The sequence below is a fragment of the Pseudomonas sp. NFIX10 genome, from assembly GCF_900111955.1.
Classification (GTDB): Bacteria; Pseudomonadota; Gammaproteobacteria; order Pseudomonadales; family Pseudomonadaceae; genus Aquipseudomonas; species Aquipseudomonas fluorescens_AA.
Map to the genome: position 1 here is coordinate 1 of NZ_FOKH01000054.1, position 10,494 is coordinate 10,494.

At 62.0% G+C, this 10,494-nt stretch carries 8 protein-coding genes; 5 read left to right on the plus strand and 3 right to left on the minus strand.

The annotated features are described in order from the left end of the window. The 3 genes from BM321_RS29055 to lapG form a co-directional block, all read right to left on the minus strand. Positions 1-253, minus strand: a 253-nt coding sequence (locus BM321_RS29055; protein ID WP_139236221.1) for a transposase, incomplete at its 3' end; no start/stop codon positions are given. A 149-nt stretch (positions 254-402) separates the two neighbouring features. After that, on the minus strand, positions 403-2,349 hold the full coding sequence (lapD, locus tag BM321_RS29060; protein WP_092446436.1) for a cyclic di-GMP receptor LapD: 1,947 nt from the start codon (positions 2,347-2,349) through the stop codon (positions 403-405). Positions 2,350-2,363: 14 nt separating this feature from the next. Continuing rightward, positions 2,364-2,987, minus strand: coding sequence for a cysteine protease LapG (gene lapG, locus BM321_RS29065; RefSeq protein ID WP_370873791.1), 624 nt, complete (start codon positions 2,985-2,987; stop codon positions 2,364-2,366). A 270-nt stretch (positions 2,988-3,257) separates the two neighbouring features. Between lapG and BM321_RS29070 the strand changes: the two genes are divergently transcribed. The 5 genes from BM321_RS29070 to BM321_RS29090 all read left to right on the plus strand — a co-directional run bounded on the left by BM321_RS29070 (position 3,258) and on the right by BM321_RS29090 (position 10,392). Further along, on the plus strand, positions 3,258-3,950 hold the full coding sequence (locus tag BM321_RS29070) for a GntR family transcriptional regulator (protein WP_092446439.1): 693 nt from the start codon (positions 3,258-3,260) through the stop codon (positions 3,948-3,950). Between the two features lie 686 nt (positions 3,951-4,636). Further along, a complete protein-coding gene (locus BM321_RS29075) occupies positions 4,637-5,413 on the plus strand; it encodes a DUF3050 domain-containing protein (protein WP_092204952.1) in 777 nt (258 codons plus the stop codon). Further along, entirely contained in the window at positions 5,410-6,342 is a 933-nt protein-coding gene (locus BM321_RS29080; protein WP_092446441.1) for a diiron oxygenase, read from the plus strand. The genes BM321_RS29075 and BM321_RS29080 overlap by 4 nt, the downstream gene beginning before the upstream one ends. Before the next feature lie 10 nt (positions 6,343-6,352). Beyond that, a complete protein-coding gene (locus BM321_RS29085; protein ID WP_092446443.1) occupies positions 6,353-9,895 on the plus strand; it encodes a non-ribosomal peptide synthetase in 3,543 nt (1,180 codons plus the stop codon). A gap of 32 nt (positions 9,896-9,927) precedes the next feature. Beyond that, positions 9,928-10,392: an SRPBCC family protein gene (locus BM321_RS29090; RefSeq protein WP_092446445.1), complete on the plus strand. Its 465-nt coding sequence runs from the start codon at positions 9,928-9,930 to the stop codon at positions 10,390-10,392. Positions 10,393-10,494 lie beyond the last annotated feature (102 nt).

The window sequence follows — 10,494 nt, forward strand, 5'->3', positions numbered from 1 at the left end:
CATCTCCGGTCAAAACGGTTTTTCCACTCTTGCCATTGCGCTGATTAGTTTCATCCTCCGGGCGCTGCGCGCCCGGGGGATAGCCCAAGTGGTGGCCGAGTTCAGCGGTCAAGGCTCGTTCAATCAGGGCCTTCTTGAACGCTGCCGAGGCGTCCTCGATGGCTTCCGCTGTCATCAGCCCCTCACCAAACTGCTCAAGCAGCTCTTTGGGGATTTTGGGCAGGTCACGCAGGGGTTTCTTTTTGGTTGGCATACATGCACCTCTTACTCATGTTATGCCCGAACACAAAATTTCTGACACTCCCTGCACCTCTTACTCATGTTATGCCCGAACACAAAATTTCTGACACTCCCCGGTCAACAACATCCAGGCCGGCTACCAGGCCGCCTCGTCAACAAGCCTCACCCCCACCGCCGAGGCTCCCCAACCAACTGCCCCTGCACCCCAAACAACCCCATCTCCCGAATCACCGCCAACTCCCCCTCCGTCTCCACCCGCTCGGCAATCAACGGCAAATCGATACTGTGGGCCGCGCGCTGGATCGCCTCGATGAACAAACGCTTGTCACTTTCCTGATCAATGGCGCGGATATAACTGCCATCGATTTTCAAGTAAGCCAACCCCAGCCGCGACAAGTTGCCGATCATGCTGAACCGCCCACCAAAGCGCTGCAGGCTCAGGGAAAAGCCAAGCTCGCGCAGTTGCCGGGTCAACTGCTCCAGCACGGCCTGCTCCGGCAATTGCTCTTCGCCAATCTCCAGGGTCAAGCGCGGCCCGAGGTTGGAATGGGCCCGCAGGATCTCAAAGATCTTGTTCAGCGCCTGAGGATCGGCCAAGGTCGCCGAAGACAGGTTCAACGCCAGGGACTGTTCATGCCCGGCCATTTGCCTGAGCACCTGTTCGAGCATCAAACGGTCCAGGCGCGCGGTCCAGCCGAAACGCTCCAACCAGGGCAGGAAACGCCCGGCGGGGATGGTCTGGCCCTGCTCGTCCAACAGCCGCGACAGCACTTTGTAATGCAGCACCACCTGGGTGTCCTGGGCGGCCACCACCGGCTGGAAGTACAGCTCGAAACGCTGATGACTCAAAGCCTGGTCAAGCAACGTGTGCCAGGCATGATGATCGTCGCCAACGCTGGCCGAGGCACTGTGGTCCAGGCAGGCCCAACCCGGTTCGCCCTGGCTTTCGGCCTGGGCCAGGGCCTGATCGCCGAGCTGGAGCACCGCTTGCGGCGAGTCGCCGTGGACAAACGGCGCCAGCCCGATGGAGGCCACCGAAGCCACGTCCGTCGCGCCAGTGGCATGCAGGCTCGCCAGGGCGGCTTCGAGGTTCTGCGCCAGTTGCAGCGCCTCCTCGCGCACCAGCCCGGGGGCCAACACCGCGAACTCGCCGCCGCGAATACGCGTGACCAGGTTGAGGGTTTCCGGGTAGCGGGCGCACTCACGCTGCAATTGCTCACCCACCGCGATCAACAGTTGGTCAGTGCGCTGCCCGCCCAACCGCTGGTTCAAACCGGCCAGGTCCTTGACCCGCAGCAACAGCAGATAACCGGAACTGGCCTGCTCCGGGTTACTCACCCGGGCATTGAGCTGCATTTCGAAATAGCGCCGGTTGGCCAGGCCCGTGAGGGTGTCCTGGTAGGACTCGACCCGCAGCTTCTCGCTGCGCTCGGCCTGCTCCTGGAACAGCGCCTTGAGCTTCTCGACCATCTGGTTCATCGCCTGCACCACGCGCCGCAGCTCGGGAGTGCGCGGCAGCTCCGGCAGGCTCAGGAACTCGCGACGAGCAATGGCATGGGACTGATGCACCATGTAGTCCAATGGCTTGAGCTGGCGACGCAGCAGCAAGGCCCCCAGCACCGCGCTCACGGCGCCGCACAACAGCAACCAGCCCAGGCTGCCTAACGCGCTCTGCCACAGCTTGGCGAGGGCGAACATCGGGTGGCTGATCACCTCGACCCGCGCCGCCTGCTCCCAGCCGCGACTGACGATGGCGTCGCCACCGGCCGGTTCCAGGCCGATCAGCTTGACGAACCATTGCGGCACGCTGCCCGCGTCCGGCGTGCCGGTGCGCTCGACCAGGGTCTTGTCGGTGGCCACATCGACCACGCGGATGGTGGCGTAGTAACCGCTGTCGAAGATCGAGCTGACCATCAACTCCACCATCGCCGGGTCGTCGATGTTCGGCGTCAGCGAGAGCGCCAACGCCGTGGCCGCGTCCTGGGCGTGGGAGCGCAACTGATTGACGTACTGGGCCCGCGAGCTCTCCAGGCTGACCATGAAGCTGCCACTGAAGGCAACCACCAGGAACAGACAGATAGCGATCAACAGCTGTTTGAACAAGGACATCTGAGCGCGCGCTCCTAGTTAGTCGTCTCGACCGGAAAACCTTCGGCCTGCATTTTTTTCAACACATCCTGCCACCGGGACAGGCGCTTGGTGTCACCCACTTTCTTGTTGCCCTTGGCGCCCGGCAGCCACAGCCCTTCGGCATTGAAAGAGTAGACCGGGAGCAAGTCGGTTCGCTGGCTGGCCGGCAGGATCCCGTCGATCAGGCTGTCGAGTACCAGCGGCATCGCCTCGGGCGTGGCGTAATAGGTGAGCACCATGTGGGCACGGTTCTGCCGCAAGGCCTTGACGTAGGTGATGCGCAGCTTGTCACTGGACACCCCGAGATGGCGCAGGCTGAAGTACTTGGCGATGGCGTAGTCTTCACAATCGCCGGCGCCCTTCCACAGGGCCTGGATCGGCGTTTCCCAATAGTCGACTTCACGCCACAGGTCGATGTCTTCCACGTAGCGCACCTGTTTGTTGAAAAACAGGTTCACCACCTTGAGCTGTTCCAGTTCCGGGATCTGTTTCTGAGTCGCCAGCAATTGCTGCCACGCGTCGATCCGTTGCTGCCCTTCCCCCAGCGGGCCATATAACGCTTGCGCCCGCCGGCTGATCTGAGCAAAGTCCCAGTCGGCCCGCAGGCCGCCCAGCATCAGGCCGGCCAGCAACAATGCCGAACACAGCCAGCGCAAGGACCTGAGGACAGGGAACGGTGCAGCCAAGGGAGATACGTCCGAAAAGGGTCGTTGGAAATTCGTTGGATGGTGACGCCTGGCCCACTAAAAGACAATGGCAAGGTGCAATCACCGCAGACAGACTAAACTTTAGTTCAGGAACCTCCGGTCGAGAGACTTTGACGGTTCGCCAACCTGTACTAACGTGTGCCTGGATCCAATTTTTACTACCAATCAGGGTACGTTGTCGTGACACAGAAACCCAAACCGCTCAGCACTATCCAGATCAACGGTCCCATTCCCGCTGACCAGGCACGCTCGATCATCGAAGGGTCTCTGCGCGAGGCCATCCTCGATGGGCGCTTGCCTTGCGGTACCGCCCTGCGCCAGCAGGAACTGGCCGACCTGTTCGGCGTGAGCCGCATGCCGGTACGCGAGGCGTTGCGCCAGCTCGAAGCACAGTCGCTGCTCAATGTGGTTCAGCACAAGGGTGCGGTCGTGGCACCATTGATCACCGACAATGCGGTCGAAACCTACGCCCTGCGTGCGGTCCTGGAGGCATTCGCCTTGCGGCTGTCCATCCCCTTGCTCGATGACAGCGACCTGGCACTGGCCGCCCAATACATCGAACAACTGGAAACGGAAACCGACCACGCCGAGATCGGCAAGCTCAACCGCCTGTTTCACATGTCGCTTTATCACAAGGCACCCAACAGCAAGCTGCTGGACCTGATCGAGCGCGAGCTCAATGAAGAAGAGCGCTTCCTGCGCTTTCATCTGTCGTCCATGGGCCTGGGCAAGTTGAACCAGGACGATCATCGCGCGCTGCTCGAGGCCGCGCAGGCCAAAGACATCGATAAAGCGATCGCATTGCTGGAACTGCACCTGGAAAAAGCCTCTGTCACCATGCGCCGGTACTTGGAACAGCCGTCGAAGCTGTGATCCCACGTCGGCGCTCCGTCCGGCGTAAAAATTTCTTACATATCCTTCCGAATCACTAATCGCCAGCCCGGCGCGGCCTGGCCGTGGCCGCGGCTCGTCGCCCCATCAGTTCAATGGCACTGCCATCGATTTGGGCTCACTCTTGCGCTTATCGATTCAAAACAGACCTGAAGAAGTCAACGTCTGGCTGAGGCCAGGCGAATCGAAGCCAATACGCAAGGAGCGTCGTCCAACCGGCGGGATGATCGGATGTCCGACCGACGTCCTGCCCATAAAAATCAAACTTCCTTATTCCCCCGATCCCTGAAGTGCTCCGAGTGAGGCATTCACTCGAACTATTCGATTCTGATACCTCTAAATCGGAAGGAGCTTCTTCGCCCCAATAAAACTTATATTAAAAGTTTTAAAAGCCCTCTTCGCGCCCAATAAAACAGCCACTTTAAATATTTAAAAAAATACTTGCCGCTTACTTGCTCCGTGTATTAGTTTTTTATTCGCCGCGTTACTGGCGGCCGTTCAGACTTGCTAAAACCCAAGCAAAAAAGGGCGTCGCAAGCCGAAAGCACGATTTAAAGAGAATGCTCAAGCCACTTTGGCAATTCATGGATTTCGGTTCAGGCACCCGCTCGCCTTCACTAACTAACGAGCCGCCCTCCGAACAAAACATCATTGATGAGGACGTTCCAATGCAGCCATCCAAAGAACAACTATCTCTCAAAAAACACGAACTTGGCCAACACCCGGTTTTTTCCGAGATTACATCAATCGATCTGTTGCGCCGCTTTATGGAAAGCCATGTCTTTGCCGTCTGGGACTTCATGTCGCTGACCAAGCGACTGCAACGCGAGCTCACCTGTGTCCACCTGCCCTGGCTGCCGCCGGCCGACCCCCACGCGGCCCGCTTGATCAATGAGATCGTGCTGGGGGAAGAGTCGGATGACCGCCCTGGCGCCGGCTATTGCAGCCATTTCGAACTGTACCTGGACGCCATGCGGGAAATCGGCGCCGATACCCGCGCCATCGAGCAGTTCATCACCCTGCAGCAGGAAGGCGTCAGCCCCGAGACCGCGCTGGACAGTGTCGAGGTCGAACCGGCGGCGGCGCGGTTCGTCCGCCAGACCTTGCACACCGCCCTGCACGCCCCGGCCCACAGCGTGGCCGCCGCCTTCGTGCATGGTCGCGAGAGTGTCATCCCGCAGATGTTCCAGCGCATGTTGGACGCCTGGGGCATTGGCCTGGATCAGGCACCGACCTTCCGTTACTACCTGCAACGGCACATCGAAGTCGACTCCGAAGACCACGGGCCGGCGGCGGAAAAACTGTTGGCACGGCTGATCGATGGCGACCCGCAGCGCGAAACCGAAGTCCTGGCCGCCGCCCTCGCCGCCGTCCACAGCCGCGCCGCCTTGTGGGATGGCCTGCGCCAGAGCATGACCCAACCGGTTGCGCAGGTGATGCCATGAACGCCATCCCCTACCAATCCTTCGCCGACGCCTGGGAAAGCCGCGCCACGATCCGTACCCGGCCACGGCGCCGGGTCGAAGACGACGACAAACTGATCTTCCCCATGAGCCGCCAACCGCTGGTGCACAGCCAGACCTTCCTCAGCCACTGTGCGCAACTGCGCGACTTTGTGCTGGTGCAGAGCCTCTACAAGTTCATCAACGACGTGGTGATTTTCGAGACCGAACTGGTGGACCACACCGCCCGGCGCATCGCCAAGAACCGCTTCGGCATCGAATTCCCGTTCGCCTGCCGCTACGACGCGATGACCGTGGTGGTGGACGAGGATTACCACGCGTTGGTGGCGATGGACTTCATGCAGCAGACCATCGACATGACCGGCATCGATCCCATCCCGTTGCCTGGGCAGATCGAACTCAGCCGCGCCATACCGGCGACCCTGACCCGGGCGCCGGAGCATTTGCTCAGCGCCGTGGAGCTGATCTGCATCGCCATTGCCGAGAACACCGTGACCAACGAAGTGGCCGCCTTCGCCCGGGACGATTCGGTCAAGGCCTCGATCAAGGGGTTGATGGCCGACCACTTGCTCGACGAGGGCCGGCACTCCGGTTTCTGGACGCGACTGGTGCAGATCTACTGGCGCACCGCACCCGAAGAGGATCGCGCGGCGATCGCACGCTTGATGCCCGGTTTCATCGCCCAGTACCTGGCGAGCGACCTGCAACAAGCCTTCGACTTCGAGCTGATCGCCCACCTGCCCGTCGACGAATCGGTACGCCAGTCGCTGCGTGAAGACGCCAGTGCGCTGGCGTACCCCATCAATCGTTTTCACCCGTTGGTGGGCAACATCACGCGTTTTTTCCGCGGCAGCTCGATGCTCGCGTCCCCCTGCGTACGCGACGCCCTTGCCGATTACCTGACCCCATGAGGACCTTTCGATGAGACGCCTCGACATTGCAGTGCCTGGCACCAGCCAGGCCATGACCGAACTGGCCCGGGAACTGGAACTGCACGGCCACGCAGTGGTTCGACACTCGCCGGCCGGCCACGACGCAGCCGACCTGTTGATCGACGACGGGACGACACCGCGAACCATTGAAGCCCGTTCATGCCTCCAGATCCGCGTGGCCCTGTGCACGCTGCCCGGTGAGGCACTGCCGCAACCGGTGCTGGTTTTTCGCGACAGTGCGCAGCGGCTGTTGTGCCAGGAAGCGATCGCGCCGCAACATGATGGCAATGGCCAGTCGTTGCGCCTGCGGACGCTGGCGACGCTGGTCGAGACCGGCGCACGGCTGGTCAGCCAGTTATCCCGGGACGAAACCTGTTTCGATCACTGGCCAACGGTACACGCTGACGCTGTCGAGCAGCCCCTGCTCGGGCTCGATGCGCTGGAGCCGCTGGCCTTCGAGCACGGCCTCAATCGGCCGGCGGTGCCCTGGCTGCTGGCCGCCGCCGACGTGCCGGTGATGCACCGCATCGAACAGCGCCTGCTCGACGACGCCACGCAACCGGCCCTGTGGGTCGATGGGCAATTCATCGACTACAAATCCTTGCGCCGCCTGGCGCTGGGGTTGCAACAGCCAATGCTGGAAATACTGCAAAGCGCCGGACCTGCAGGAGCAAGGAGCGCTGAACCTGTGGGAGCAAGGCTTGCCCGCGATGAAGACACCGAGCTTCTCAACCAAACCGCGTCATCGTTCATCGGGGGCAAGCCTTCCTCCCACAGGCCTTCCTCCCACAAGGTGATCGGTGTATGCCTGCCCAAGTCCGCACACTTGTACGCGGCGATCCTCGCGGTGCTGGGTTGCGGCGCGGTTTACCTGCCGCTGGATCCGCAACATCCGGCGCAACGTCGACGCTTTATCCTGGAGAATGCCCAGGCGGACCTGCTGCTGCACGACGGCAACAGCGACCTCGACGACCTCTCGCTGCCAACGCTGAATGTCCATCAACTGCCAGCGCCCAAGCCTGACATCCCGGTTTCGCTGATCCGTCGTACGGTGAACATCGACGAACCGGCCGTGGCGATCTACACCTCTGGCACCACCGGCCAGCCCAAAGGCGTGTTGCTCAGCCACCGCAACCTCAGCCATTTCTGTGCCTGGTACGGCGACTACGTCGGGTTGCAGCGCGACAGCCGGGCGTTGCAGTTTTCCACCATCAACTTTGACGCGTCGCTGCTGGATATCCTGCCGACCTTCATCCACGGCGCCCTGCTGGTGGTGCCCAGCGAAGACCAGCGCCGCGACCCGCAGCAACTGGTCGCGTTGATTCACCAGCAGCACATCAGCCATGCCTTTCTGCCGCCTGCGCTGCTGAGCGTCATGCCCCTGGATACGCCGTTGGGCCTGGCGCACCTGATCACCGGTGGCGATGTCTGCGAGCCATTCGTGATCGAACGGCTCGCGCCACAATGCCGGTTCCACAACATCTACGGCCCGACCGAGACCACGGTGCTGGCGACCACACGCCAGTTCGGTGTCGGCGACAACAACCGCAACCTCGGCGTGCCCATCGCCAATGGCCGGGTCCTGATCCTCGACGAACAGTTGCAACCGGTTCCCCAAGGTGTCCCCGGCGAGTTGTACATCGCCGGCCCGGGCGTCGGCCTCGGCTATCTGAACGACCCGGCGCTGACCGCGACGCGTTACCTCGACCTGGCGCTGCCCACCGGACAAGCGCTGCGGGTCTATCGCACCGGCGATATCGGCCAGTGGACCGACAACGGCATCGAACTGTGCGGCCGCCGCGATAACCAGGTGAAGATCCGCGGTTTTCGGGTCGAGCCCGAGGAAATCGAGCACTGCCTGCGCGATAGCCAGCTGTTTCGCCAGGTGGCGGTGGGGGTCGATGAAAAGCGGCGGATCCTGGCGTTCCTGGTTCACCCCGAACAGGCGCACCCCGGCGCGGCCCTCCAGGCGCTGCGCGAGCATGTGCAGAACAGCTTGCCCAGCTACATGCACCCGGCGGCCTACGTCGAATTGCCCAGCCTGCCCTACACCAGCAACGGCAAGGTCGATCGCCGGGCATTGCTCGCCATGGCGGTGCAGGTGCATGTCGACGGCCAACGGCGCCAACCGCAGAACGCTCTGGAAACACAACTGCAGCAACTGTGGGCCGAGCTGCTTGAATTGCCGGTCGACGACATCGCCACCGACGAGAGCTTCTTCAACCTTGGCGGGCACTCGATCCTGCTGTCGCGACTGCTGCTGAGCATCCGCCAGGTGTTCGGCCGCAGTCTGTCGATCAACCGCTTCATCGAGGCGCCGACGCTGATGACCTTGGCGAAGCTGCTGGACGACCCGGAACACAGCAACGCATCGGTCCTCAGCCCTCAGGCCTTCATCGATGCCGAGGCCGAGCTCAACCTCGATCCGCTGCCCATCAGCCAATGCGGCGATGTGCACAAGGTGGTGGTGACCGGCGCCAACAGCTTTCTCGGCGTGCATATCGTCGAAGCGCTGCTGGCCTGGGGCGCCACCGAAGTCGCGTGCCTGGTGCGCGCGAGCGCTGAACACAGCGCGGCCGAACGTTTCTCCCAGGCCCTGCGGGACAATCACCTGACCCACCTGGACCTGGACCGCGTCAGCGTGTACGCCGCCGACATCACCCAACCGCAATTGGGTTTGCCGGACGACGTCTACGCCCGCATCGATCGCACGTTCGGCGCGCTGGTGCACAACGCCGCCCACGTCAACCATGTACTCGACTACGCGTCGCTGGCACGGGACAACGTCGAGCCGATTTTCGAGTGCCTGCGCCTGTGTGAAGGGCGCAGCAAGAAAATCTTCAATTTCGTCTCCACGCTGTCCGCCTCCAGTGCACTGGATGCCGATGGCCAGGTGCTGGAACAGCCTGCCGCCAAAACGCCGCCGATCTACATCAAGAACGGCTACAACCTGTCCAAATGGGTCGGCGAACGGATCCTGCAACGGGCCCGCGATCGCGGGGTGTGGGTCAATCTGTTCCGCCCCGGCAACATCAGCTTCAACAGCCTGACCGGGGTCTGCCAGCCCCACAAGAATCGCTTGATGCTGATGCTCAAGGGCTCGATCCAGCTCGGCCAGGTGCCAGACCTGTCACTCAATTTCGACCTGATGCCGGTGGATTTCCTGGCCCGTTTCATCGCCTTCCACGCCAGCCGCTACCAGCCCACCCAAGCGGTGTTCAACCTGCACAACCCGCAGCCTTTGAGCTGGGACGCTTACGTCGCGTCGTTCCGCGACAGCGGCCGGGAATTTTCGCTGGTGAGCGTCGCCGAGTGGCAACGGCAACTGGCGCGGGTCGATGCCGACAATGCGTTGTTTGGCGTGCTGGGTTTCTACCTCAACGGCTTCGAGGAAGACATCGGCGACATCTCGCTGATCAGCCACGACAACGCCCGTGCCGGCGTGCGGCAGATGGGCGCCAGCTACCCGGAAAAGTCCCCGGCCCTGCTACGTCGCGGCGCCGACTACCTCAAGGCCATCGACTTCATTTGAAACACCTTCAACCCAAAGCAAGGAGCAAGACCATGAGTGCATTGCAACCCGACACCCTGATCAAAAACCCCCACGCCTGCCAGGTCGAAACCTCGGTGGAGGTCACGGCCGACGCCGCGCGCGTCTGGGACGTGGTGGGTGATTTTGGCGGATTCAACCGCTTCATCCCGGCGCTGGAACACATCGAAATGACCGGCGAAGGCGTGAGGTCACTGCGCAAGAAATTCTTCCACGATGGGCAGAACCTGGTGGTGGAACAGCTCAACAGCCGCGACGACCAGGCCATGCACATGACCTGGACGCTGATCTACAACACCCTGGGCATCGACAACCTGTGGGCGGCCATGCGCGTCGAACCCCTGGCGGACAACCGCTGCCGCGCCACCTGGACCATCATCGCCGACCACACCGACGCCCACACCCCGTCGGGCTTCAGGGATTTCCTCCAGGGCTTCGCCGATGAGGCGATGGGGAACGTGCAGGAGATGTTCAAATAAGCATCAGTCCCCTGTGGGAGCGAGCTCGCTCGCGAAGGCGGTGGATCTGTTGACGGTGATGGTGGTTGTACCGACGTCATCGCGAGCAAGCTCGCTCCCACA

Excerpts from the sequence above, each read along its gene's own strand:
- BM321_RS29075 (WP_092204952.1), top strand. The coding sequence starts at position 4,637 with ATGCAGCCATCCAAAGAACAACTATCTCTCAAAAAACACGAACTTGGC.
- BM321_RS29080 (WP_092446441.1), top strand. The coding sequence starts at position 5,410 with ATGAACGCCATCCCCTACCAATCCTTCGCCGACGCCTGGGAAAGCCGC.
- lapD (WP_092446436.1), bottom strand. The coding sequence starts at position 2,349 with ATGTCCTTGTTCAAACAGCTGTTGATCGCTATCTGTCTGTTCCTGGTG.
- lapG (WP_370873791.1), bottom strand. The coding sequence starts at position 2,987 with ATGCTGGGCGGCCTGCGGGCCGACTGGGACTTTGCTCAGATCAGCCGG.
- BM321_RS29090 (WP_092446445.1), top strand. The coding sequence starts at position 9,928 with ATGAGTGCATTGCAACCCGACACCCTGATCAAAAACCCCCACGCCTGC.
- BM321_RS29085 (WP_092446443.1), top strand. The coding sequence starts at position 6,353 with ATGAGACGCCTCGACATTGCAGTGCCTGGCACCAGCCAGGCCATGACC.